This is a genomic window from Saccharothrix hoggarensis (genome assembly GCF_042678885.1).
GTDB lineage: Bacteria > Actinomycetota > Actinomycetes > Mycobacteriales > Pseudonocardiaceae > Actinosynnema > Actinosynnema hoggarensis.
This window is the reverse complement of the sequence record NZ_JBHTLK010000007.1, coordinates 36,284-59,978: the sequence shown is the minus strand read 5'-3', so window position 1 is coordinate 59,978 and position 23,695 is coordinate 36,284. Positions and strand designations below refer to the sequence as shown.

The window sequence follows — 23,695 nt, the reverse complement described above, 5'->3', positions numbered from 1 at the left end:
ACCGTTCGCGACTCATTTCCCGGCGATCACGCTTTTCGATCGCCGGGAAATCAGGCGCGAACGGTCGACTTCCAGGCGACCGAGCCCGCCGTCTGCGGAGCAGCGGCAATGTCAACGGAACACGTAGAGGGTCGCCGCGGTCGCGCCGGCGGCGACCAGGAGGCAGAGGAAGCCGGACAGCAGCGGGTGGCGGAACCAGCTGCGGTTGTGGTCGATCGCCGCCCGGCCGGGGCCCGCGAACAGCACGGCGAACGCCATCGCCGCGTACGCGGCCTCCAGCTCGACGCCGTTGGGCGCGAAGTAGCCGCCCCGGTACTTCAGCGCGATGACGTTGGCCATCACCCCGAGCACGCCGGCCGCCGCGAGCGGCGTGAACAGGCCGAGGACCAGCAGGGCGCCGCCGCCCAGCTCGGTGACGCCGGTGACCCAGGCGAGGATGCGCGCCTCGCGGAACCCGGCCGACTGCAGGTACCGGGTGAACCCGTCGATGCCCGGCCCGCCGAACAGGCCGAACACCTTCTGCAGGCCGTGCACCACGAACGCCCCGCCCAGCGCCAGCCGCAGCACGAGCAGGCCGATGTCGGCGCTCGCGGTCCAGCCGAACGGCTTGCGCTCGTCCTCGTCGTCGAACGTGTCGTAGTGGGAGGACTTGTCGTCCAGGTCCGCCACCGGCGTGTACCCGGTGGAGTCGAAGCTCTTGGTGTCCTTGTCGAAGGCGTCGCCGGGGAAGGCGTCGCGCTGGATGGTGCGGGTGCCGTCGTCGAAGTGGTGCACTCCTCCGCCCACGCCACTCGTGGAGTAGTACCCGTCGTCGGAGTAGCCGCCCGAAGCCTTCGAGCGGTCGTCGTGAGTAGCCACGCACCCGCACGTTAGGAGGTTCGGAGGACGTCCGCGAGCGTCCGTTTCGCCGCGTTCGTTCACCCGAACGGGCTAATAATCGCCCTTGACGAGGTTCGCCGGCGACTCACCGCGCGCGAACCGGGCGAGCTCGGAGGCCACCACGGCGTACGCGCGCTCGGCGTGCCCCGTGCAGCTGCCGGCCACGTGCGGGGTGAGGAACAGGCCCGGCGCGGTCCACAGCGGGTGGTCCGGGGGCAGCGGCTCGGGCTCGGTCACGTCGAGCGCCGCGCGCAGCCGCCCGGACGTCAGCTCGGCGACGAGCGCGTCCGTGTCGACCACCGCGCCGCGGGCCGCGTTGACCAGGATCGCGCCGTCCTTCATCCGGGAGAGGAACTTCGCGTCCACCATCCCGGTGGTCTCCTCGGTCAGCGGCACGACGACCAGCACCGCGTCGAACCCGCCGAGCAGGTCGGGCAGCTCGTCCACGCCGTGCACGCCGGGCCGCGCGGTGCGGCCGACCAGGGTCGCCGTCGCGTCGAACGGCTCCAGCCGCCGCCGGAACTGCTCGCCGAGGTCGCCCACGCCGACCACGAGCACCCGCTTGCCCTGCAACGTCTCGGTGAGGTGGTAGTCCCAGCGCCGCTCCTGCCGGGCCCGCTCGAACACCGGGAAGTCCCGGTAGATGGCGAGCAGCGCGCCGATGGCCCACTCCGCGGTGCTGCCGCCGTGCGCGCCGCGGCACGTCGACAGCATCACCCCTTCGGGTACGACACCGACGAACCTCTCGGCGCCCGCCGACAGCAGCTGCACCAGCTTCAGCGACGGCAGCTGCGCGAACACGTCGCGGGGGTCGGTGCCGTGCAGGAACTTGGGCACCAGCACTTCCGCCCGCGCGGCCTCGGGGGGCAGCGGCTGCCCGGGCTCGTAGCGGACCGGCTGCACACCCTCCACGTCGGACAGCACGTGGACGCCGAGGTCGTCGGGGACCAGAACGGTGAGGCTCACGGGTGCGCAGGTTACGGCACACTTGCCGCCATGCGGGAGCACGACGTCATCTCCGCGGACGGCACGCGGATCAGGGTGTGGCGGACCGACGCGGACGGTCCGGACGTGCTCCTGAGCCCCGGCCTCGGCGCGGCGCCGGCGGTGTGGCCGGAGCTGCCGGGGGCGCGCGTGCACACCTGGCACCACCGCGGCACGCTGGACTCCGACCGGCCGGCCGACCCGAGCCGCGTCGAACTGGCGGACCACGTCGCCGACGCGCTGGCCGTGCTCGACGGCGCGGGCGTCGACCGGTGCGTGGTGATGGGCTGGTCGATGGGCGTGACGGTGGCCGCTGAACTGGCCCTGCGGCACCCCGAACGGGTGACCGGCCTGATGCTGGTGACGGGCGCGCCGGGTGATTCGTTCGCGGGCTTCCTCGGCGTGCCGGGCCTGCCGGTGGAGCTGCGGCGGCTGCTCGGGGTGGCGGGGGTGACCGCGTTGAAGGCGGCCGGGCCGCTGCTGGACGCCGTGCTGCACCGGGTGCCGGTGCCGACCGTCGGCGGGCCGCTGGTCGAGTCGGTGCGGCGGTACCTCGGGCACGACTGGCGCTGGTACTGCACGCTGGCGCTGGCGCTCGGCCGCACGCCCCGGCTGGACCTGACCGGCGTGACGTGCCCCACCACGGTCCTGGCCGGCCGGTACGACTTCCTGGCCGCGCCGGAGGGCGTGGTCACGCCGGTGGCCGGGCTGCCCCAGGCACGGGTGCGACTGCTGCCGAACACCCACTTCCTGCCGCTGGAGAACCCCCGGGTCGTGGTGGAGGAGCTGGCGCTCCTGCTCGACCGGGCCGACGCGGTGCGGCGCGCCGTGGACGCCGAGGCCCGCCCCGGCGCGGACCTCGGCGCGGACGCACCGGAGCACGTCGCGGACGCCGTCGCGGCGGGGGCGCTCACGTCGCGTTCACGGCCGCGCGCCTAACCTGGGTTCCGTGTCGCGACTGCGTGGACTGCTGATCGGGTCGGCCCTCGGCCTGCTGGCCGCGGGCTGCGCGAGCTTCCCCGAGCAGCCGGCGCCGGAGGGCTGGAGCGCCGCGCCGCAGCTGACGCCGCAGGCCGGACCGGTGCCGGAACTGCCCGGTGAACTGCCGAAGAGCCCTGGTCAGGGCCAGCAGCCGGGGCAGCAGTCGACGGTGCCGCCGCCCCAGGGCTGCAAGGACTTCAGCCCGGCCGTGGTCGGCACGTGCCTGAACCCCGTGTCCGGGGTGGCCCTGATCGACGTGAACCAGACGACCGGCGCGGTGACCGCCCTGGCGACCGAGCGCGCCACCGGGCGGCTGCTGCGGGTGACCAAGGACGTCGACCCGGTCGAGGTGGCCAAGTTCGACGTGGACGCCTCCGGCGACGGCGGCCTCAGCGGTCTCGCGCTGTCGCCGACGTACCCCGAGGACCAGCTGGTGTACGTGTACGTGACCACCGCGACCGACAACCGCGTGATGCGGATCGCGCCGGGCGACGTGCCGAAACCGGTGCTGACCGGCATTCCGAAGGGCCCGGCCGGCAACCGGGGCGCGCTGGCCCACGACACGACGGGCGCGCTGCTCGTGGCGACCGGCGACGCGGGCAACCCGGCGCTGGCGGCCAACCCCGACTCGCTGGCCGGGAAGGTGCTGCGGATCGACGGCGCGGGCCAGCCGGCGCGCGGCAACCCGACCCCGGGGTCGCGGGTGCTGGAGAGCGGGCTGCGGTCGCCGGGCGGGCTGTGCGTGGCGGGTGACGGCTCGAAGACGTGGGTGACCGACGCGGGCGCGTCGGCGGACCTGCTGTACCGGGTGCAGCCGGGCAAGCCGCTGGGCGACGCGGCGTGGTCGTGGCCGGAGCGGCCGGGTCTCGGCGGGTGCGCGTCGCTGTCGAACGTGGTGTGGCTGGCGACGGGCGGCACGCCGGGCACGCTGACGTTGCCGATGAACCCCGACGGCAGCTTCACGGGCAAGCCCGAACCGGGTCTGACCGGCGAGGACGGCTACGGCCGGCTCGGGCCGATGGTGGCGTTGGACGACACGACCGCGCTGGTCGGCACGGTGAACAAGAACCCGGGCGGCACGCCGGTGTCCAGCGACGACCGCGTGGTGATCATCGTCCGCGACGGTGGCCCGCCGGACAGCAAGGACTGACCGCCGCTCAGTCGCCCCGGGCGCCCGCGGTGCGGTAGATCGCGTCCGCGACCTGCCGGTACAACCCCTTCGGGTGATCGCGGAACAGCGGTTCGGTGCCGAACAGCACCGCCCGGCCGCCGCGCGGCGACGTGCCCGCGACGACCGCCGCCTGACCGGCCGCCTCCTCCTGGCCGCCCGTCCCGTCGGGGCGCGCGGTCCAGTGGCCGGCGACGAGGTCCCGGTACCGCTGCCGCGCCTCCACGCCCGGCCCGAGGTCGGTGAACCAGTGCGGCGCGTACACGAACGAGTGGTCGACGGCGCCCGTGCCGTCCACCACGGAGACCACGCCGTTCGCGTCCTCGCGCCCCGCGACCGCGCGCACCGGCAGCACCCCGGCGTCGGCGTTGAACCGGGCGCCCGTGGCGCCCCGCGTGACGACCCCGCCGCGGGTGAGGAACGCGTCCACGGCGGCCCTGGCGGCGGCGTTCAGCCGGTCGTACCGCAACCCCGACGACACGACCAGCACGTCCACCGCGGCCAGGTCGAACCCGGCGTCCAGCACGGCCGTCGACACGGGGCGCACGTCGAAACCCATGTCCCGCAACGCCTTCAGCTCGTCCGACGCCACCGCCGCGGCCACCACCGGACGTCGCAGCGGCACACCGCCCGGCTGCTCCGCCGCGGTGAACCGGACCCCGTACCGGTCCGACACCTCCTCCGCCGCCGGCCGTGCCGACGCGGGCACCACGATCGTGCCGTCGTCCTGGCGGCGGAGGTCGAGCCCCCGTCCCAGCAGGTCGTTCACGGCCGCGGCGTCCTTGCCGTCCACCAGGGACAGCGCCAGGTCGCGGCCCGGCCCCGCGCGCACCGACCCGGTCGGCGACGCCGCCGCCACGTCGTGCCCGCGCACGTCCACCGGCCCGTCACGCACGACGTCCACCGAGGCGCCCCACAGCAGGCGGTGGCTCCACCCGCTGATGTCGTACATGGTCGGCACGTCGTCCGAGAGGTCGCGGCCGGCCTCCAGCATCACGTTGGCCAGGGCCCGTTTCGGCTGGCGCAGGTCCACCACGTACGACCCGGCCGGGTACTCGCGGCCGGCGAGCGCGAACGGCCGGTCGGCCCGCTTCACCCGCACGTCGTGCGCCACGAGGTGGTCGACCAGCCGGGCGGCCGCGGGCCCGGAGCGCTGCGCCTCGCCGACCGGCACGACGTACGCGAGCGGGAACTCGGTGGTGTAGCGGTCCTCGGGGCCGAAGCCGGGCACGAACCCGTCGGGCAGCGCCCGCAGCGGCTCGCCCGCGTGGCCGCGCCGGAACACCTCGATCTGGTTGTCCACGAGGGCGGTCCGGTTCTCGGCCACGTACCCGAGCGCGCTGCGGATCGTCGCCTCCACCACGTCGGTGTTGATCGCCGCACGTCGGCGCAGCTCGGCCACCGGCTGCGTCACGTAGTCGTTCCGGTTCACCCGCAAGGGGATCTCGATCGTGTAGGCCACCGCGCCGTGGTACATCGAGTACTGCGCGGTGTAGATCGGCGCCCAGCCGTCCCACACGCCCGGCTCGTAGTCGCGGAACGGGATCTCGGGTGTCGCCGCCTCCGGGTGGCCGAGGCCCTGCACGGCGTCCTCCATGCGCAGGCCGCCCGCGTAGCCGTGCCGGAGGTGGAGGTCGAGGTCGTGGTTCTGCCCGTGGGGCGGGGTGGTCGGCTCGATCAGCGTGTTCGCCACGTACCCGTGCTCGTCCAGCACGAGCAGCGGCTGGACGCGCTGGACCACGTCCCGCAGCGCCCGCGTCTCCGGCTGCGACGACGTGACGAAGTCCCGGTTCAGGTCGAACCCGCCCGCGTTGGACCGCGTGCCGGCCACCCGCCCGTCCGGGTTCGCGGAGAGGGTCGCGTGGACCCGGTGGCGGCGCAGGAAGTCCCGCGTCGGCTGGTCCGCGGCCAGGGCCAGCTCCTCGACGACGCGGAGCGCGCCGTCCGTGCCCTCCCACTCGTCGCCGTGGATGTTGGCGTTGATCCACACCGGCGCCTTGTAGAGGGTGCGGAGCAGCACGTCGCGGCGCGCGGCGACCGGGTCGTCCTCGATCTTCTCGCGCCAGGCGTCCTGCCGGCGCGCCTCGGCCGGCGACTCGGGCGCGGTGAGCGTGACCAGGTAGAGGTCGCGGCCGGCGGTCGACCGGCCCACGACCTCGACCGACACCCGGTCGCTGCGGCGCTGGAGGTCGTCCAGGCGCGGCGCGAGCGAGTGGTACGGCGCGAGACCGAGCTTGATCGCCCGGTCGGACGGGTCCTCCGGGTGGACGCGGAGGCGCGTGTGGCGCGGGTAGCCGAGGTTGGCGGCCGGCCAGTCGGCGTTCCGCGCGGAGGCGTCGCGGGGCGGGTCGACGGCGGCGACCTGGTTGCGCTCGCGGCCGTTGCCCGGCTGGTCGGCCCGGCCGACGTCGGGTGCGGCGGTCACGGGCGGGGTCGTCGTGGCCAGCAGGAGCAGCGAGAGCAGCACCGAGCGCACCGGGCAGCCTCCGATCGACCGTCGAAGAACTCCTGCACCCTGCGTAGTCGGTCCGGTGCGTTCCGTCAACCGGGCGAGCGGTCGGTCACCCCGTCGGCAGAGGCGTCAGCCCGAGCCGAGGCACACGAACGGGCGGCGCAGCGGGTCCACGGCCACCGCCTCCGCCAACGCGACCGCGGGCGACGCGCCACCGGCCAGGTTGCGGTGGAAGTCCGCCATGGCCGCCGCCGACGGCTCGTCGCCCACCCGGCTCGACGCGGCGATCACCGTCCGCGCGCCGCCGGCCAGCAGGGCGCCGGCGAACCCCAGCGGCTCGTCACCCGGCCGCACGCGGTTGAGCGCCAGCTCGCACGCGGCCAGCACCACCTGGTGCGGCGGCCGGCGCACCCGGCCCACCTCGTGCGCGAACAGCGCGCCGTCCACCAGCTCCAGCCGCGAGAACAGCGCGTTCTCCGGCTCGTGCTCGCCGTGCGCGGCGATGTGCGCCAGCTCCACGCCGTCCAACGCCTCCAGCACCGCGCTCACCCGCGCCTCCGTGACGCCGAGCAGCTTCGCGTCGCCGTGGTAGCCCGCGAGCCGGTCGATCTCGCCCTGCGCGGCCTGCAGACCGGGCCCGCGCACGAGCAGCACGCCGTTGACCAGCTCGCGGTCCTCGCGGGTGGCCGACATCCACGCGGTCGCCGACGGCACGGCCACGGTCGGCCGGTTCGCGCACGTCGGCAGCACGCCCCACGGCACCACGTACAGCGCGCCCGTCGGCACCACGACCAGCTCCCGGTCGCCGATCATGGGCGCCAGCGGGCGCAGCAGCAGCCGGTCCAGCTTCTCCGCCTCACGGCGCGCGGACGCCGAGATGACCTCCACCAGCGGCGGCGGGAGGTGGTCCGGGGCCAGCGCGTTGAGGTCGGCGTGCAGGCGGCGCGCGCCCTCCGTGACGGCGTCCGCCGAGCCGAGCCGCACCATGCGCACCCGCCCGTCGGCCAGCACCACGGCGATCAGCTCGTCGTCGGACACCGCGAAGCTCACCATCGCCCGCCCGCACAGCCGGGCCAGCACCTCGTCCGACGTGACGACCGGGCGCGGCGTGCCCCACGGGCCCGCGCTCCACCCCATCCGGGTGGCGGCCCGCTGGCTCGCCTTGAGCCGGCCCTCCAGCTCGGCGGTCGGCAGCCCGTCGAGGCGGGCGCGCAGCAGGGCCCGGCTCAGCCGGCGCACCTCGGAGATCCGCTCGCCCACCTCGGAGTCCACAGTGGACTCGGCCGGGTCGTACCGGTACAGCTGGGCCCTGGTCTGCTCCAGCCAGCCGAACAGGCGCTTGGCGTTGGCCGGCGAGTCGCCGCCCTCCAGCACCAGCCGGACGGCGAGCTCCCCCAGCTCGCGGCCGTGCACGGCGGTGCCGGACACGAGTTCCAGCCCGCCGAGCCGGTCCCGCATCCGGCCCAGCTCCGCGAGGCCCGCCTTCGCCTGCGCCAACGCCACCCGCTGGTTGCCGCGGGCCAGGGCCAGCTCGGCCCGGCACAGCCGCAGCAGCATCCGGTGGTCGATCGGCGCGATCCGACGCGACTTCGGCACGCTGCGCAGCAGCTCCGCGCCTCGGTCGGGGTCGCCCCGGCGGACCTCCAGCCGGGCCGCCAGCACCAGCGCGAACGCGGCCTGGTCCGACAGCTTCAGCGCGGCCAGCTCGGCCGACAGCGCGATGGCCCGCGACACCACCCCGGCGACCGTCCGCCGTGACGCGTGGGCGCGCGACGCGTCCACCCGCAACGCGATCAGCCCGGCCACCGCCGCCCACGCCGGGCTGCCGCGCCGGACCAGCTTCCGCTGCGCCGAGTTCGCCATCCGCTTCGCCAGCACCAGGTCGCCGTCCTGCAGCGCCGCCGCCGCGCGGAACAGCTCGGCCTCGGCGACGTCCTGGCCGATGCGCTGGCGGCGCAGGTCCGGCAGCACCTCGTCCAGCAGCCGGCCCGCCTCGTCGGCCAGCCCGACGCTGATCATCGCCTCGGCCTGGTCGATGCGCAGGCGCAGCAGCAGGCCGGGTTCGAGTTCCTGGAACGCCCGGTTGGCCTCGTGGTAGTGGCGCAGGGCGGCCGGGATGTCGCCCGCGCGCTGCACCGCGTTGCCCAGCGCGTGCTTGGCGATCGCGGCGCGCAGCGGCAGGCCGTGCGCGTCGGCCAGCTCGACCGCCCGGTTCAGGTCGCGGACCGCCTTGTCGTGGCGGTGCACCTCGCCGTGCGCGTTGCCCCGGTTGGACAGCGCCAGCGCGAGCAGGTCGACGGACTCCGGGTCGGCGTGCGCGGCGAGCCTGCGCCCGCTGCGCTCGACCTCCCGGTCCAGCTGGGCGATGCCCTCGTCGATGCGGCCGACCCGGCACAGCAGGGCGGCGCGGTTGAGGTTGACCAGGGTGGACAGGTGCGCCCGCAGCGCCTCGTCCCGCAGACCGGCGAGCTCCTGGTCGACGCCCGCGAGCTGGGTCAGGCCGTCGTCCACCTTGCCCGTCTCGGCCAGGCAGAACGCCAGGGTGTTCAGCAGCCGGGTGCGCACCTCCAGCCGCTCCTGGGGGTTGATGCCCGGTGTCTCCAACAGCGCCAGCCCCGCGCGCATCTGCCGGATCGCGGACGGGTGGCGGTCGGCGGTGGCCGCGTCCAACGCGCTGCGGTGCAAGTGCCGGGCCCGCTTGACCACTTGGTCCGGTCCGGACGCGCCGCGCGTCTCGCGTGGTCTGCGACCAGGTGTTTGCGCAGGCACGGTCATAATGAGATCACAGGCGGCAAGCGGGTGCCGCCGGCCAGTCGGCCGGCGGCACCCGGTACCGCGTCACCGCGATGTCACCGCTCCGGCGTCATTGCGCCTGGGTCGCCGCCGCGGGCTCGTCCGTGGTGGGCTTGTACGGGCCACCGTTCGTCTCCGGGTCGCCGGTCGGCTTGTACGGACCACCCATCGGCGTGACCAGCGGGTCGTCCGTCGTCGGCTTGTAGGGGCCGCCCGTGGGCTCGGCGCCCCCGCCGCCACCCGCGCCGGTGTCCAGTCCGGTCGACGCGTCGATGATCTCGTCCTCGATGGCGTCGATCTCGGCGACGAGCTTCGGGTCAGTCTGAGACATGCGTTGTCCTCCCCTACAACGGACCCCTTATGGGTCGTCTTCTGCATCCGATTGATCATTTCGGTGGCCCCCCGGCCCTTCCGAACGGCTTAAGGGTGACACAGATGGACGCAGCTGAGAGGAGGAAATTTACTAAGAGCAACCACAGGGCCGATCTTGAGCTTCTCTGACCAGCACTGAAGCGTCGTTTCGGGTGGCGTTACCACTCGAACGGGCGAATGTGTTAACAGGTTGGAGCCATCGCGAGTCCGTAAATGAGCGCCTTCACCGGCGGTCGGGTGGGGCCCGCGGCGCGAGCCCCACCCGCCGGTGTCACGAGCAGCGGGCGATGATCAGCTCGCGCACGCGCTTGGCGTCCGCCTGACCCTTCGTCGCCTTCATGACCGCGCCCACGATGGCGCCGGCCGCGGCCACCTTGCCGTCGCGGATCTTCGCCGCCACGTCCGGCTGCGCGGCCAGGGCCTCGTCCACGGCCTTCTCCAGCGCGGAGTCGTCCGAGACGACCTTCAGGCCACGCGCCTCGACGACGGCCTCCGGCTCGCCCTCGCCGTCCAGCACGCCGGTGACGACCTCGCGGGCCAGCTTGTTCGTCAGCTCACCGGCGTTCACCAGCGCGATCACCCGCGCGATCTGGACGGGCGTGATGCCCAGCTCGGCCAGCTCGACACCGCGGCTGTTGGCCTCCTTGGTCAGGTAGGCCACCCACCACGACCGGGCCTCGGCGGGCGTCGCGCCCGCCTCCACCGTCGCCGCCACCAGGTCGACCGCGCCGGCGTTGACGAGGTCGCGCAGCTCGGCGTCGGTCAGCGACCACTCCTGCTGCACCCGCTTGCGGCGCTCCCACGGCAGCTCCGGCAGCGTCCCGCGCAGCTCCTCGACCCACTCGCGCGACGGCGCGATCGGCACCAGGTCCGGCTCCGGGAAGTACCGGTAGTCCTCCGCGGTCTCCTTCGTGCGACCCGACGACGTGCCGCCCGTCGACTCGTCGAAGTGACGCGTCTCCTGGGTGATCGTGCCGCCGGCCGCCAGCACCGCCGCCTGGCGCGTCATCTCGAACCGCACCGCCCGCTCGACGCTGCGCAGCGAGTTGACGTTCTTCGTCTCGGTGCGCGTGCCGAACTCCGCCGCGTCCTTCGCCATCAGCGACACGTTCGCGTCGCAGCGCAGCGAGCCCTGGTCCATCCGGACGTCCGACACGTCGAGCGCCTTCAGCAGGTCGCGCAGCGCGGTGACGTAGGCGCGCGCCACCTCGGGCGCCCGCTCGCCGGTGCCCGTGATCGGCTTGGTGACGATCTCGATCAGCGGCACGCCGGCCCGGTTGTAGTCCAGCAGCGAGTGCTCGGCGCCGTGGATGCGCCCGTCCGAGCCGCCGACGTGCAGCGACTTGCCGGTGTCCTCCTCCATGTGCGCGCGCTCGATCTCGACCCGGAACAGCGAGCCGTCGTCCAGCGTCACGTCCAGGAAGCCGTTGAACGCGATCGGCTCGTCGTACTGCGACGTCTGGAAGTTCTTCGGCATGTCCGGGTAGAAGTAGTTCTTCCGGGCGAACCGGCACCACTCCGCGATCTCGCAGTTCAGCGCCAGGCCGATCCGGATCGCCGACTCCACCGCCTTGCCGTTGACCACGGGCAGCGCGCCCGGCAGGCCGAGGCACGTCGGGCACACCTGCGTGTTCGGCTCACCGCCGAACACGTTCGCGCAGCCGCAGAACATCTTCGTGTTGGTGTGCAGCTCGACGTGCACCTCCAACCCCAGCACCGGGTCGAAGCGCTCGATGACCTCGGCGTAGTCCATCAGCTCGTCCACCGACGTCATGCCTTCCCGTCCTTCCGCAGACCCCGCACGGCCAGCGCCGCGCCGGTGATCGCCACCAGGATGCCCGCCACCGCGTTGACCAGCGCGAGCTTGTCGTTCTTGCCGCGGGCCGACTTCAGCGCGGAGAACGCGCTGGTGGCCGCGCCCGCGGCGCCGACGAGCGACAGGACCGCACGTCCCCGCGACACCCCGCCCGCCCTCATCGGGACGCACCCGCCGGCTGCGGCACGCCCTGGATGACCGGCGCGCCGAGCGCCGCGTCCCGCGCGACCTCGTACGCCGCCGCCACCCGGTACATGCGGTGGTCCTGCAGCGCCGGCGCCATGATCTGGAGCCCGACCGGCAGACCGTCCTCATCGGACAGTCCACTCGGGACGCTCATGGCGGCGTTGCCGGCCAGGTTCGCCGGGATCGTGCAGAGGTCGGCCTGGTACATGGCCATCGGGTCGCCGGTGCGCTCGCCGATCGGGAACGCGGTGGTCGGCGTCGTCGGCGACACCAGCACGTCCACCGTGGCGAACGCGGCCTCGAAGTCGCGGCTGATGAGCGTCCGCACCTTCTGCGCCGAGCCGTAGTACGCGTCGTAGTAGCCCGACGACAACGCGTACGTGCCGATCATGATGCGCCGCTTCACCTCGGGGCCGAAACCGGCCTCGCGGGTCAGCGCCATGACCTCCTCCGCGCTGCGGGTGCTGTCGTCGCCGACCCGGATGCCGTAGCGCATCGCGTCGAAGCGGGCCAGGTTGGACGACGCCTCGCTCGGCGCGATCAGGTAGTACGCGGGCAGCGCGTAGTCGAAGCTCGGGCACGAGACCTCGACGACCTCGGCGCCCAGCTGCTTCAGCTGCGCCACGGCCGCCTCGAACGACCGCAGCACGCCCGGCTGGTAGCCGTCGCCGCTGAACTGCGTCACCACGCCGACGCGCACCCCGGACAGGTCGCCGTTCGCGCCCTCGCGCGCCGCCGCCACCACGGGCGGGACCGGCGCGTCGATCGAGGTGGAGTCCATCGGGTCGTAGCCGCCGATGACCTCGTGCAGCAGGGCCGCGTCGAGCACCGTCCGGGCGCACGGCCCGGCCTGGTCCAGCGACGACGAGAACGCCACCAGCCCGTACCGGGAGACACCGCCGTAGGTCGGCTTCACGCCGACCGTGCCGGTGACCGCGCCCGGCTGGCGGATCGAGCCGCCGGTGTCCGTGCCGATCGACAGCGGCGCCTCGAACGCGGCCAGCGCCGCCGCCGAGCCACCGCCCGAGCCGCCGGGGATGCGGTCCAGGTCCCACGGGTTGCGGGTCGGGCCGTAGGCGGAGTTCTCGGTGGAGGAGCCCATCGCGAACTCGTCCATGTTGGTCTTGCCGAGGATCACCAGGCCGGCCTCCTTCAGCCGGCGCGTGACCGTGGCGTCGTAGGGCGGCAGCCAGCCCTCGAGCATCTTCGAGCCGACCGTGGTCGGCACGCCCTCGGTGGTGAGCACGTCCTTCAGCGCGATCGGCACACCGGCCAGCGGGCCGACGTGCGCGCCCGCGGCGATGTCGTCGTCGACCTTGCGGGCCGCGGCCAGCGCGCCCTCGGTGTCGACGTGCAGGAACGCGTGGACCGCGCCGTCGACCTCGCCGATGCGGTCGAGGTGGGCCTGCGCGACCTCGACCGCGGAGACCTCGCGGCTCGCGATCCGGGCGGCCAGTTCGGCGGCGGTGCCGCGGATGAGATCGGTCATGATTCCGCCTCCGCGCGGAAGATAACGTCGGCGGTCATGCTTCCTCCCCCAGGATGCGGGGCACGCGGAAGCGTCCGTCCTCGGCGGCGGGGGCGCCCGCGAGCGCCTGCCGCTGACCGAGGCTGGGACGCACCACGTCCTCGCGGAACACGTTGGTCAGCGGAACGGCGTGCGAAGTGGGCGGGATGTCCGCGGTGGCGATGTCGCCCACCGTGGCCACCGACTGCAGGATCACGTCCAGCTGGCCGGCGAACAGGTCCAGCTCGTCGTCGGTGACGGCGAGCCTCGCCAGCCGGGCCAGGTGCGCGACCTCGTCGCGGGAGATGCTGGGCACCTCGTCAACCCCCGTGGGTCGGATGTTCGGATTGGGGACCCGCCGAGTCTATTGGCTGGTCAGGCGCGGCTCCGACCGGGTTACCCGCGCTCGCGCGCGTGGGTGCGCGATTTTACCGGTGCGCAACGCGCCTGGTGGGTCGGAAAGCGAAGCTGCGTCTGCGAGAATCATCGGCCGGCGAGTTCCACCTCGATGTTCCACCACAGCCTTGGAGGCGTGCACCGTGTCCTTCCTGATCCGGGTCCAGCTCCCGGACCGTCCCGGCACACTGGGCGCCGTCGCCTCCGCGCTCGGCGAGATCGGGGCCGACATCCTCAGCGTGGACGTGGTGGAGCGCGGTGCGGGCCTGGCCATCGACGACCTGGTGGTCGAACTGCCCTCCGGGCGGCTGCCCGACGTGCTCATCACGGCCGCCGAGTCCATCGAAGGCGTCGAGGTCGACGCCGTCCGGCCGTACGCGGGTGTGCTGGACACCCACCGCGAGCTGGAACTGGTCGAAGAGGTCGCCGAGGACCCCAAGCACGGGCTCGAGGTGTTCACCGAGGGCGTGCCGAAGATCATCCGCGCCGGGTGGGCCGTGGTCGTGTCGTGGGACGGCAGCGCCGTGCACCGGCTGACCTCCTCGTCGGCCGCGCCCGAGACCCGGCTGGAGACGCCCCCGTGGCTGCCGCTCGCGCGGGCCACGGTGCTCGACGGCGAGGACGACTGGGTGCCCGAGACGTGGCAGGAACTGGGCACCGAGCTGGCCGCCACGCCGCTCGGCAAGCCCGACCGGGTGCTCCTCGTGGGCCGTCCCGGCGGTCCGATGTTCCGCGCCGCCGAGGTCGCGCGGCTCGCCCACCTGGCCGGGATCGTGTCGGTGGTGCTGTATTGAATTGCGCCGCCTTCGGCGTCGCGGGCTCGGTCGCCATTGAGTCGGTCGTTCGCGCCTGATTTTCCGGCGATCGGTAGAGCGTGATCGCCGGAAAATGAGTCGCGAACGACCGACGCGACCTCGCGGTGGTGGTCACCGTCGGGGGGGCTGACGTGGCCTGTGGTGCCGGGTGGGGCGTTGGTGGCTGCGGGGCGCTGGGTGGGCGCGGGGGGCGCGAGGTGGTGGTGGCCTGGGCGGGTTGGGGCAGTGGCCTGGGCGCGGGGCGTGAGGTGGTGGTCGCCTGGGCGGTTGGGGACAGTGGCCTGGGCGGGCTGGTCAGGTGGTGCGGGTGGTGGTGGCCGCGGTCAGGCCCAGGCCGATCATGGCCAGGCCGCCGGCGCCGCCGATCAGGGACAGGCGGCGCGGTGAGGTGGCGAACCAGGTGCGCGCGGTCGCGGCGGCCAGGCCCCACGCGCTGTCGCAGGCGATCGCGATGACGTTGAAGACCAAGCCCAGGACGAGCATCTGAGCCGCCGCGTGGCCCTGCGCGCGGTCCACGAACTGGGGCAGCACGGCGGCGAAGAAGATGATCGTCTTCGGGTTCGCCACGCCCACCGCGAAGCCCTCCCACAGGGTGCGCAGGCCGCCGCGGGCGGGAGCGCCGGCGGTGAACGCGGCGTGCAGCGACTTGCGCTGCCGGAACGCCTTCACGCCCAGGTGCACGAGGTACGCGGCGCCGACGAGCTTCAGCGCGGTGAAGACGAGGGCCGAGCGCTCCACGATCGCGCCCACGCCGAACGCCACCGCGACGACCAGCGCGTACGCGCCGAGCGTGTTGCCCACGACGGTGATCAGCGCGGCCCGGCGGCCCTGCGCGAGCGCCCGGCCGACCACGAACAGGACGCTGGGTCCGGGGATCACGATCAGCAGGAGCGACATGGCCGCGAACGCCAGCAGCCGGTCGGTGGACACCATGCCGTCAACGTAACCCCGCCGGCACCTCGTGGACCAGGCGTTTTCCGGCCGTCAGCGGAGGGCCTGCGCGACGAGGTGGGCGTTGCCCGCGGCGGGCGCGCCGTCACGGCCGGTGAGGGTGTCCTCCAGGCCGATGCGGGTGTGCAGGCCGTTCGCCAGCGCGTAGTCGAGGACGGGCCACGCGCTGTCGTCCTCGCCGTGCAGCAGGACCGGGACGCCGAGCGGCGCGAGGAGGTCGAGCAGCCGTTCGGCGTGCCCGACGGTCTCCCCCGGCTGGACCTCGGCCAGCACCCGAACCGTCCCCTCCGGCACGCCCTCGTCGCGCAGCACGCGGGCCGCCCGCTCGTGGAACACTCCCAGCTCGATGCCGACGCCCGCGTCCCGCGCCGCCGCGGCGACCTCGCGCCAGCCGTCCTCGTGGACGTTGACCGAGGCGAAGTCGGGCCGCCCCGCGGCCAGGCCCGCCCAGCCGCGCACCAGCTCGGCCCGGCGGACCGGGTCCGGCACGATCCACGCGCCCGTGGTCACGCCGATCTCCACGTGCGGCACGGCGACCCGCACCACGGACACCGCGGTCGCCACCTCGGGACCCGCCAGCACCTCGCGTCCGACCACGTCACGGGGGTGCAGGTGCAGCGACGTGACGCCCGACCCGGCGCACTCCGCGGCGTCGGCCGCCAGCTCGTGCGGCGTGATCGGCAGGCTGGGGTGGCTGCCCGGCTCGCGGGTTCCGTTCAGACAGGCCTGGAGCACGGAACCCACCGAACCACACGGTGTTGGATACCGCCATGCCGACGCTGACCCCAGCCCTGCTGCGCCACCACGCGGGCGCCAAGTCGTACTGGCGCGGGCTGACGTACAAGGACGCCGTGGTGGAGCTGGCCGTGCGCTCGCGGCACGTCGACGGCGTGGTGCGCGGCGCCGACGAGTACCGGGTGACGCTCGCCTGGGAGGGCACCCACCTGACGGGCGAGTGCTCCTGCCCTTACGGGTCGCAGGGGTTCTTCTGCAAGCACTGCGTCGCGGTCGGCCTGGTGCTGCTGGAGCGCGGCCTTACCGTGCCGCCGCCCGACGCGGAGGACGCGGAGCTGCGCGCCCGCCTCGCCGAGCTGGACCACGCGACCCTGGTGGAGCTGCTCTACGACCGCGCCGCGCGGGACCGGTCGCTGCGGGACGAGGTCATGCGAGTTCGAGGCTGAACCCGAGCGCGGTGACGTCCACGTCCGGCACCGGCCGCCAGTCGCGTTCGGGCAGCCGCCGGAACCCCAGCCGCCGGTAGAGCCGGTGCGCCGTGGTCATGTGCTCGGAACTGCTCATCACGAGCCGCCGCGCGCCCAGCTCCCGCGCCCGCACGATCACCGCGCGCACCAGCGCCTCGCCGACGCCCCTCCCCCGGGCCGACGGGCTCACCGCGAGCATCCGGAACTCCACCTCGTCGTCCCGGCTGACCTCGGCGTACGACGTGCCGGGCCGCACCACCGTGACGGTGCCGAGCACGGTGTTCTCCGCGTCCACCGCCACCAGCAGCTCCGCCTCCCGGGCGCGCGTGCGGGCATCGACCAGCGTGTCGGCGTACCCGCCCGTGTGGCTGTCGATGTGGCGGTCGGCCTGGTAGGCGGCCACGGTGATCGCGCCCGCCGCCGCCCACTCGTTCTCCCTCGCGGGCCTCACCACGATGTCGGCCATCAGGTCCCCTCCACCTCGCTCGACTCCCCGTTGCCCATCCAGACAACTGCGCTCGGCGGGTGCGATCAAGGCACGGGCCGCAAGACTGCGGGCGACGTGGATCGCGCGGGCCGCCGTCGGGCACAATCGCCGCCGGTCTCGGCGCCTCGCGGGTCGTGGGCACCGGGGCCGGCCTCACCTCCGACGACGAGGATGACGTGATGACGCTTCCCGGTGCGATCGAACTGCCCGACGGCGCTTTCGTGCGCGGTCGGGGGTTGCGGAACCCGACGCCCGAGGGGACGCCCGCCTACGGGCTGTACCTGGGTTCCGAGCGGATGCGGCGCAAGCACCGCCTCGACTGGCCGCACGAGTGGGTGGAGTGGCCGGACTTCCGGCTGCCCCGGTCGTCGGAGCGGGCCGTGGCGCTGATCCGCGACCTCCACGCGCGGGCCGTCGCCGGGGAACCGGTCGAGGTGGCGTGCGGCGGCGGGGTGGGGCGGACCGGGACGGTGATCGCCTGCCTGGCCGTGCTCGCGGGCGTCCCATCGGGTGACGCGGTGGCGTGGGCGCGAACGCACTACCACCGTCGCGCGGTGGAAACACCCTGGCAGAAGCGGTGGGTCCAGAGGTTCCCGGCGTGACGCCGGGGAGTTAATCGGTTGCCGCCCCGGTCGGGCGGCTGCTTTGGTGCTGGACGTCCCACCCGTCGACCGAGGAGAACGATCGTGCGAGCTGTCATGCCCTTCCAGAAGGTTCTTCCCACCTGTCTAGAGGACATGACGCTTGGTGCGAACGCTGAACTTGGCGATCCTGGCGCACGTCGACGCCGGTAAGACGAGCCTGACCGAGCGGCTGCTCCACGCCGCCGGTGTCATCGACGAGGTGGGCCGTGTCGACGACGGCACCACCCGGACCGATTCGCTGGCCCTCGAACGGCAGCGCGGCATCACGATCAAAGCCGCGGTGGTGTCGTTCGACGTCGCCGGCACGACGGTCAACCTGATCGACACCCCCGGTCACCCGGACTTCATCGCCGAGGTGGAACGGGTCCTCGGCGTGCTCGACGGCGCGGTGCTGGTGGTGTCGGCCGTCGAGGGGGTGCAGGCGCAGACCCGCGTGCTGATGCGCGCGTTGCGGCGGTTGCGCATCCCGACGCTGGTGTTCGTGAACAAGGTCGACCGGCGTGGGGCGCGGCCGGACGCCGTGCTGCGGGACGTCGCCGCCTTCCTCACGCCCGCCGTCATCGCCACGGGGCGGGTGCGGGACGCGGGCGCCCGTGCCGCTTCCGTCGTGCCCGGGTTGGGCGACGACGTGGTGGAGGTGTTGGCCGAGCACGACGACGCGGTGCTGGCCGCGTACGTCGACGGTGGCCGGCTGCCCGACCTGCGCGCGGTCGTGGCGGCGCAGACGCGGCGGTGCGCCGTGCACCCCGTGTACTTCGGGTCGGCGATCACCGGCGCGGGGGTGCCCGAGCTGGTCGCGGGTCTGGTGGAGCTGCTGCCGCCGTCGTCCGGCTCCGCCGACGGGCCGGTGTCCGGGACGGTGTTCAAGGTGGAACGTGGGCCGGCCGGCGAGCGGATCGCGTTCGTGCGGGTGTTCTCCGGGACGCTGCGCGTGCGCGACCGCGTCCTCGGGCGGAAGGTCACCGCGATCGGCGTGTTCGCCGCGGGTTCGGTGGTGCGGTGCGACGCCGTCCGGGCCGGGCAGGTGGCGAAGGTGTGGGGGTTGGAGGACGTCCGGATCGGTGACGTCATCGGCGTCCCCACGGCGTCGCGCGAGCACCGGTTCGCGCCGCCGACGTTGGAGACGGTCGTGGTGCCGTCGTCGTCGGCCGACCGCGGGGCGCTGCACACGGCGTTGACGCAGCTCGCCGAGCAGGACCCGTTGATCGACCTGCGGCAGGACGAGGTGCGGCGGGAGCTGTGGGTGTCGCTGTACGGCGAGGTGCAGAAGGAGGTCGTGCAGGCGACGCTGGCGTCCGAGTACGGGATCGACGTGACGTTCCGGGAGACGACGACCCTGTGCCTGGAACGGCCCGTCGGGGTCGGGGAGGCGGTGGAGTTCATCGGCGCCGGCCCGTTCCTGGCGACGGTCGGGTTGCGGGTCGAGCCGGGTGACGGGGTGACGTTCCGGCTCGGCGTGGAGCTGGGGTCGATGCCGTTCGCGTTCTTCAAGGCGGTCGAGGAGACCGTGCGGGAGACGTTGGAGCAGGGGTTGCGCGGGTGGCGGGTCACCGATTGCGCGGTGACCATGACGCACTCCGGGTACTGGGCACGGCAGTCCCACGCGCACGGGTCGTTCGACAAGAGCATGTCCAGCACGGCCGGTGATTTCCGGCTGCTGACGCCGCTGGTGCTGATGGCGGCGTTGCGCGAGGCGGGGACCGAGGTGCTGTCGCCCGTGCACCGGTTCTCGGTGGAGGTGCCGAGCGATGTGGTCGGTGCGCTGACGCCGGTGCTGGCGCGGGTGGGGGCGGTGCTGGTGGGGACCGTGACGCGGGGGCGGACGTCGGTGCTGGAGGGCGACATCCCGGCGGCGCGCGTGCACGCGTTCCAGCGGCAGCTGCCGGGGTTGACGCGGGGTGAAGGTGTGCTGGAGACGTCGTTCTCGCACTACGCGCCGGTGCGCGGCGAGGCGCCCGTGCGGCCGCGCACCGACCACAACCCGTTGAACCGCAAGGAATACCTGCTGCGCGTGACGCGGCGAACCGAGTGACCGCCGTGTGCGACCGGGGTCGACCAAGTGACCGCCGCGTGCGACGCGGCGATCCGTGATCCAGAACAGGAGACGAACTTGTCCACTTCATCGTCCAGCTACGACGTGATCGGTGATCCGGCGTTCTTCGGCCAGGTGTGGGCCGAGGACTACGACACCGGCCCCACCCCCGACCCGACCGCGGCCGTCGACTTCCTGGCCTCGCTGGCCGATGGCGGGAGGACGTTGGAACTGGCCGTGGGCACCGGACGGGTGGCGTTGCCGTTGGCGGCGCGCGGTGTGCCCGTGGAGGGTGTGGAGGGATCGGAGCTGATGGCCGCGAAGCTGGCAGCCAAGCCGGGCGGGTCGGGTGTGCCGGTGACGATCGGCGACATGGCCGACGTGCCCGTGACGGGCCGGTTCGCGTTGGTGTACCTCGTGTTCAACACGATCTTCAACCTGGTGGACGTCCGGCGGCAGGCCGACTGCTTCACGAACGTCGCACGGGTGCTGGAGCCGGACGGCGCGTTCGTGGTGGAGACCTACGTCCCCGACCCGTCCCGCTTCCCGGGCGGGAAGCGGGTGCAGGCGCTGTGGGCGGACGCCGAGTCGGCCGCCATCGAGGTGTACGACGTCGACCTGGCGGCGCAGCGGTTCGTCAGCCAGAAGGTCATCTTCACCGCCGACGGCATCCGGCTCAAGCCGCACGCGCAGCGCTACACGTTCCCCGGCGAGCTGGACCTGATGGCCGAGCGGGCGGGACTCCGCCTGACCGAGCGCCACGAGTCCTGGGACCGCCGTCCGTTCACCGGCGCGAGCAGCACCCACGTCTCCGTCTACCGACCGCTGGCGGCGACATGACGGGCGGCGACATGACGGGCGGCGACATGACGGGGTCCGGACGTCGACACCCTCCGAGCCGAGCCGGTCCGGACGTCGACACCCTTCGAGCCGAGCTGGGACGGGCCGGGCTGGGACGCCTGGCGGGCCGGACAGCAGCGATGAAGGGTGGGGCGGCTCTGGGGCAGGGCGGGGGTTGAGGCGCGGCCTTGTTGTTTCAACCGACGTTTCAGGGTGGCGGTAACGGCGTTATTTTTTGGTCGATCCTCGAGATCACCCGATCGTGGTGGAGGAGAGAAGGGAAAGTGCTGGTCAGGGCGGTGAGGAGGTGGCGGGGTCTGCGGGTGGAGGTGTCGAGGTGGGGGTGTCGGAGGATGGGGGTTGGGGGTCGGTGAGGGTGGCTACCTTGGCGGCGGCCTCGGGGCCTTCCGCGAGGAGGACCTGGAAGCCTGACTCGTCCAGTACCGGAACCTTGAGCTGGATCGCCTTGTCGGCCTTCGACCCCGGCGACTCGCCCACCACCACGAACGCCGTCTTCTTCGACACCGTGCCCGCCGCCTTGCCGCCGCGCGACAGGATCGCCTCCTTCGCCTCGTCCCGCGAGAACGTCTCCAGCGAACCCGTCACCACGATCGACATCCCCTCCAGGTTGCGCGGGATCGACGTGTCGCGGTCCTCCGCCGTCCGGACGCCGGCGGCACGCCACTTGGCCACGATCGCCTGCCGCCACGGCGTCTCCACCCACTCGCGCACCGCGGTGGCGATGGTCGGACCCACGCCTTCCGCCGCCGCCAACTCCTCCTCCGTCGCGGACGTGATGCGGTCCAAGGAGCCGAACTCCTGCGCCAGCGCGCGGGCCGCCGTGGGTCCGACGTGGCGGATCGAGAGAGCCACCAGGACTCTCCACAGTGGACGCTGCTTGACCGTCTCCAGGTTGTCCAACAACTTCTGGGCGTTCGCGGTCAGGTCGCCGTCCTTGGTGCGGAACAGGGGGACCTGCGCCAGCTTGCCCGCGTCCAACGCGAAGAGGTCGCCCTCGTCCGCGTAGACGGGCGAGTCGACCAGCGCCGCGGCGGCCTCGAAGCCCAGCACCTCGATGTCCAGCGCCGAGCGGGACGCCAGGTAGGCCAGGCGTTCCCGGAGCTGACCGGGGCAGCCCGCCGCGTTGGGGCAGCGGATGTCGACGTCGCCCTCCTTCATCGGGCGCAGCGCGTGGCCGCACTCGGGGCAGGTGAGGGGCATCTCGAACTCGCGCGCGTCGGCGGGCCGGGCGTCGACCACGGGACCCAGCACCTCGGGGATCACGTCCCCCGCCTTGCGGATCACGATCCGGTCGCCGATGAGCACGCCCTTGCGCTTGACCTCGCTCGCGTTGTGCAGGGTCGCCCGGGCGACGGTGGAACCGGCGACCTTCACGGGCTCCATCACGGCGAACGGCGTCACGCGCCCCGTACGGCCGACCTGCACCTTGATGTCGAGCAGGGTGGTGGTGGCCTCTTCGGGCGGGTACTTGAAGGCGATCGCCCAGCGCGGCGCGCGGGACGTGCTGCCGAGCCTCCGCTGCCACGCCACCTCGTCGACCTTGATCACCACGCCGTCGATCTCGTGGACGGCGTCGTGCCGGCGCGCGCCCCAGTGGGCGACGTGCTCGGCGATCTCGTCGAACCCGCTCAGCACCCTGGTGTGCGGCGACACGGGCAGGCCCCACGCGCGCAGCGCCTCGTACGCCTCGGACTGCCTGGTCAGCTCGAAGCCCTCGCGCTTGCCGATGCCGTGGCAGATCATCCGCAGCCGGCGGGACGCGGTGACCTTCGGATCCTTCTGCCGCAACGACCCGGCGGCGGTGTTGCGGGGGTTGGCGAACGGCGGCTTGCCGGCCTCCACGAGCCGCGCGTTGAGCTCCAGGAAGTCCTCCACCGCGAAGAACACCTCGCCGCGCACCTCGACCAGCTCGGGCACGGGGTGCTCGTCGGTGCCGGTCAACGTCTCCGGCACGTCGCCCAGCGTGCGGACGTTCAGCGTGACGTCCTCGCCGGTGCGCCCGTCGCCCCTGGTCAGGGCACGGACGAGCCGGCCGCGCTCGTAGAGGAGGTTGATCGCGAGCCCGTCGATCTTCAGCTCGCACAGGAAGTGGGCGCCCTCGCCGACCTCCTTGCGGACCCGGTCGAACCAGCCGCGCAGCTCGTCGACCGAGAAGACGTTGTCGAGGCTGAGCATGCGCTCCAGGTGGTCGACGGCGGTGAACTCGGTGGAGAACGTGCCGCCGACGCGCTGGGTGGGCGAGTCGGGGGTGGCGAGGCCGGGGTGCTCGGCTTCCATCGCCTCCAGTTCGCGGAGCAACGCGTCGAACTCGCCGTCACTGACCGTCGGCGCGTCGAGGACGTAGTAGCGGAACTGGTGCCCGCGGACGACCTCGGCCAGGGCGGCGTGCCGCTCGCGCGCGGCGGCGGGGACGTCTTCGACGCCCTCGGCGGGGGCCTGGGCCGGGTTCAGCGGGTCGTTGCTGGTCACAGCATGAGAGTAGCCAGGGGGTCTGACAATTTCAGTCGGGATCGCCGTCCATCGACCGGACCAGGTCGCGGAACTCCAGCAGGCCGATGGCGCCCTCCGGCTCGATGGCCGCGGTTTCCACCCGGCCGAGTCGTTCCCCGGCCAGGCGCTCACCGAGAGTGACATCGAGGGGCAGGAACGTCATGGTCTGGCGGGTGGTGTCGTCCAGGTTCTCGAACTCGGGGTGGTAGACGGCGACGTCGACCAGTCCGTCGGACACCTGGGCGACGACCCGGACGTCGGCGAGCCGGATGCGGCGCGCGCCGAGGTTGACGGTGACCTGGGTGGGGTCGGGGACGGGCGGCACCGAGTCGTGGTACTCCCAGATCATGTCCTCGGGCGGCGCGGCGGCCTTCCACGCGTCGGTGTAGGGCCGGAGCTTCGGGTCTTCCTGGCTGCTGATCACGAGCGCGTAGATGGCCCGGTGGCCGCGTTCGAGGGAGAAGTGGAGGTCGGGGTGCATGGCGGCGACGAGCGCGCCGAGTTCGCCTTCGATCCGGTGGGGTTCGCCGTCGCCGAGGGCTCCGTTGACCGTGGGCAGCAGGTCGAACCACGCGTGCCAGAACGCGGTGGCGGCCTCGTCCGGGTTGGGCAGGTGGACGGGTTCGGGCTCGGGTTCGGTGGGTCGTCGGCGGAACCAGCTCATGGGCCCATTGAACTA

General features: G+C 73.2%; 21 protein-coding genes. 7 read left to right on the top strand and 14 right to left on the bottom strand.

What is annotated here, in order from left to right; genetic code table 11:
• Nucleotides 1-111: 111 nt before the first annotated feature.
• Both ACFQ3T_RS03240 and ACFQ3T_RS03235 read right to left on the bottom strand, forming a co-directional pair.
• The gene (locus ACFQ3T_RS03240; RefSeq protein WP_380719569.1) at nt 112-858 is read right to left on the bottom strand and encodes a DoxX family protein; all 747 of its coding nucleotides are present in this window, start codon (nt 856-858) and stop codon (nt 112-114) included.
• Nucleotides 859-930: 72 nt separating this feature from the next.
• Complete coding sequence (locus tag ACFQ3T_RS03235; RefSeq protein ID WP_380719568.1) at nt 931-1,845, bottom strand: 2-hydroxyacid dehydrogenase; 915 nt, start codon at nt 1,843-1,845, stop codon at nt 931-933.
• 30 nt (nt 1,846-1,875) lie between these two features.
• Here ACFQ3T_RS03235 and ACFQ3T_RS03230 point away from each other — a divergent pair, with 30 nt between their 5' ends.
• Nucleotides 1,876-2,802 (top strand): alpha/beta fold hydrolase, encoded by a 927-nt coding sequence (locus ACFQ3T_RS03230; RefSeq protein ID WP_380719567.1) that lies wholly within the window; start codon nt 1,876-1,878, stop codon nt 2,800-2,802.
• 10 nt (nt 2,803-2,812) lie between these two features.
• Entirely contained in the window at nt 2,813-3,994 is a 1,182-nt protein-coding gene (locus ACFQ3T_RS03225) for a PQQ-dependent sugar dehydrogenase (protein ID WP_380719565.1), read from the top strand.
• Between the two features lie 7 nt (nt 3,995-4,001).
• Here the strand turns inward: ACFQ3T_RS03225 and ACFQ3T_RS03220 are convergent, their stop codons facing one another.
• From ACFQ3T_RS03220 to gatC, 7 genes are all read right to left on the bottom strand, one after another.
• Nucleotides 4,002-6,488 (bottom strand): M14 family zinc carboxypeptidase, encoded by a 2,487-nt coding sequence (locus ACFQ3T_RS03220; RefSeq protein WP_380719563.1) that lies wholly within the window; start codon nt 6,486-6,488, stop codon nt 4,002-4,004.
• Nucleotides 6,489-6,593: 105 nt separating this feature from the next.
• Nucleotides 6,594-9,170, bottom strand: coding sequence for a CHAT domain-containing protein (locus tag ACFQ3T_RS03215; protein ID WP_380719561.1), 2,577 nt, complete (start codon nt 9,168-9,170; stop codon nt 6,594-6,596).
• A 157-nt stretch (nt 9,171-9,327) separates the two neighbouring features.
• Nucleotides 9,328-9,588, bottom strand: a complete 261-nt coding sequence (locus ACFQ3T_RS03210) for a hypothetical protein (RefSeq protein WP_380719559.1) — start codon at nt 9,586-9,588, stop codon at nt 9,328-9,330.
• A 312-nt stretch (nt 9,589-9,900) separates the two neighbouring features.
• Complete coding sequence (gene gatB, locus ACFQ3T_RS03205; RefSeq protein ID WP_380719555.1) at nt 9,901-11,403, bottom strand: Asp-tRNA(Asn)/Glu-tRNA(Gln) amidotransferase subunit GatB; 1,503 nt, start codon at nt 11,401-11,403, stop codon at nt 9,901-9,903.
• Nucleotides 11,400-11,606 carry a hypothetical protein gene (locus tag ACFQ3T_RS03200; protein ID WP_380719553.1) on the bottom strand — a complete coding sequence of 69 codons (207 nt, stop codon included), beginning with the start codon at nt 11,604-11,606 and terminating at the stop codon, nt 11,400-11,402. The genes gatB and ACFQ3T_RS03200 overlap by 4 nt, the downstream gene beginning before the upstream one ends.
• Nucleotides 11,603-13,120 (bottom strand): Asp-tRNA(Asn)/Glu-tRNA(Gln) amidotransferase subunit GatA, encoded by a 1,518-nt coding sequence (gene gatA, locus ACFQ3T_RS03195; protein ID WP_380719551.1) that lies wholly within the window; start codon nt 13,118-13,120, stop codon nt 11,603-11,605. The genes ACFQ3T_RS03200 and gatA overlap by 4 nt, the downstream gene beginning before the upstream one ends.
• Nucleotides 13,121-13,154: 34 nt before the next feature.
• Nucleotides 13,155-13,454 carry an Asp-tRNA(Asn)/Glu-tRNA(Gln) amidotransferase subunit GatC gene (gene gatC / locus ACFQ3T_RS03190; protein ID WP_380719549.1) on the bottom strand — a complete coding sequence of 100 codons (300 nt, stop codon included), beginning with the start codon at nt 13,452-13,454 and terminating at the stop codon, nt 13,155-13,157.
• 223 nt (nt 13,455-13,677) lie between these two features.
• Here gatC and ACFQ3T_RS03185 point away from each other — a divergent pair, with 223 nt between their 5' ends.
• Nucleotides 13,678-14,328, top strand: a complete 651-nt coding sequence (locus ACFQ3T_RS03185; RefSeq protein ID WP_380719547.1) for an ACT domain-containing protein — start codon at nt 13,678-13,680, stop codon at nt 14,326-14,328.
• A 315-nt stretch (nt 14,329-14,643) separates the two neighbouring features.
• On the opposite strand, the gene ACFQ3T_RS03180 is transcribed toward ACFQ3T_RS03185, so the two are convergent.
• Both ACFQ3T_RS03180 and ACFQ3T_RS03175 read right to left on the bottom strand, forming a co-directional pair.
• Nucleotides 14,644-15,282, bottom strand: coding sequence for a LysE family translocator (locus ACFQ3T_RS03180; protein WP_380719545.1), 639 nt, complete (start codon nt 15,280-15,282; stop codon nt 14,644-14,646).
• 51 nt (nt 15,283-15,333) lie between these two features.
• Nucleotides 15,334-16,044 carry a 3-keto-5-aminohexanoate cleavage protein gene (locus ACFQ3T_RS03175; RefSeq protein ID WP_380719543.1) on the bottom strand — a complete coding sequence of 237 codons (711 nt, stop codon included), beginning with the start codon at nt 16,042-16,044 and terminating at the stop codon, nt 15,334-15,336.
• A 26-nt stretch (nt 16,045-16,070) separates the two neighbouring features.
• Here ACFQ3T_RS03175 and ACFQ3T_RS03170 point away from each other — a divergent pair, with 26 nt between their 5' ends.
• Nucleotides 16,071-16,481: an SWIM zinc finger family protein gene (locus ACFQ3T_RS03170; protein WP_380719541.1), complete on the top strand. Its 411-nt coding sequence runs from the start codon at nt 16,071-16,073 to the stop codon at nt 16,479-16,481.
• Here ACFQ3T_RS03170 and ACFQ3T_RS03165 read toward each other — a convergent pair.
• Nucleotides 16,462-16,968 (bottom strand): GNAT family N-acetyltransferase, encoded by a 507-nt coding sequence (locus ACFQ3T_RS03165; protein WP_380719539.1) that lies wholly within the window; start codon nt 16,966-16,968, stop codon nt 16,462-16,464. The two genes, ACFQ3T_RS03170 and ACFQ3T_RS03165, sit on opposite strands and share 20 nt — an antisense overlap.
• A 200-nt stretch (nt 16,969-17,168) precedes the next feature.
• Between ACFQ3T_RS03165 and ACFQ3T_RS03160 the strand changes: the two genes are divergently transcribed.
• The 3 genes from ACFQ3T_RS03160 to ACFQ3T_RS03150 all read left to right on the top strand — a co-directional run bounded on the left by ACFQ3T_RS03160 (nt 17,169) and on the right by ACFQ3T_RS03150 (nt 20,505).
• Nucleotides 17,169-17,591 carry a protein-tyrosine phosphatase family protein gene (locus ACFQ3T_RS03160; RefSeq protein ID WP_380719537.1) on the top strand — a complete coding sequence of 141 codons (423 nt, stop codon included), beginning with the start codon at nt 17,169-17,171 and terminating at the stop codon, nt 17,589-17,591.
• Between the two features lie 145 nt (nt 17,592-17,736).
• Complete coding sequence (locus tag ACFQ3T_RS03155; protein ID WP_380719535.1) at nt 17,737-19,665, top strand: GTP-binding protein; 1,929 nt, start codon at nt 17,737-17,739, stop codon at nt 19,663-19,665.
• 78 nt (nt 19,666-19,743) lie between these two features.
• The gene (locus ACFQ3T_RS03150; protein WP_380719533.1) at nt 19,744-20,505 is read left to right on the top strand and encodes a class I SAM-dependent methyltransferase; all 762 of its coding nucleotides are present in this window, start codon (nt 19,744-19,746) and stop codon (nt 20,503-20,505) included.
• A 291-nt stretch (nt 20,506-20,796) separates the two neighbouring features.
• Here ACFQ3T_RS03150 and ligA read toward each other — a convergent pair whose 3' ends face one another.
• Both ligA and ACFQ3T_RS03140 read right to left on the bottom strand, forming a co-directional pair.
• Nucleotides 20,797-22,995 (bottom strand): NAD-dependent DNA ligase LigA, encoded by a 2,199-nt coding sequence (gene ligA, locus ACFQ3T_RS03145; RefSeq protein WP_380719531.1) that lies wholly within the window; start codon nt 22,993-22,995, stop codon nt 20,797-20,799.
• Between the two features lie 31 nt (nt 22,996-23,026).
• Nucleotides 23,027-23,680: a hypothetical protein gene (locus ACFQ3T_RS03140; protein WP_380719529.1), complete on the bottom strand. Its 654-nt coding sequence runs from the start codon at nt 23,678-23,680 to the stop codon at nt 23,027-23,029.
• Nucleotides 23,681-23,695: the final 15 nt, after the last annotated feature.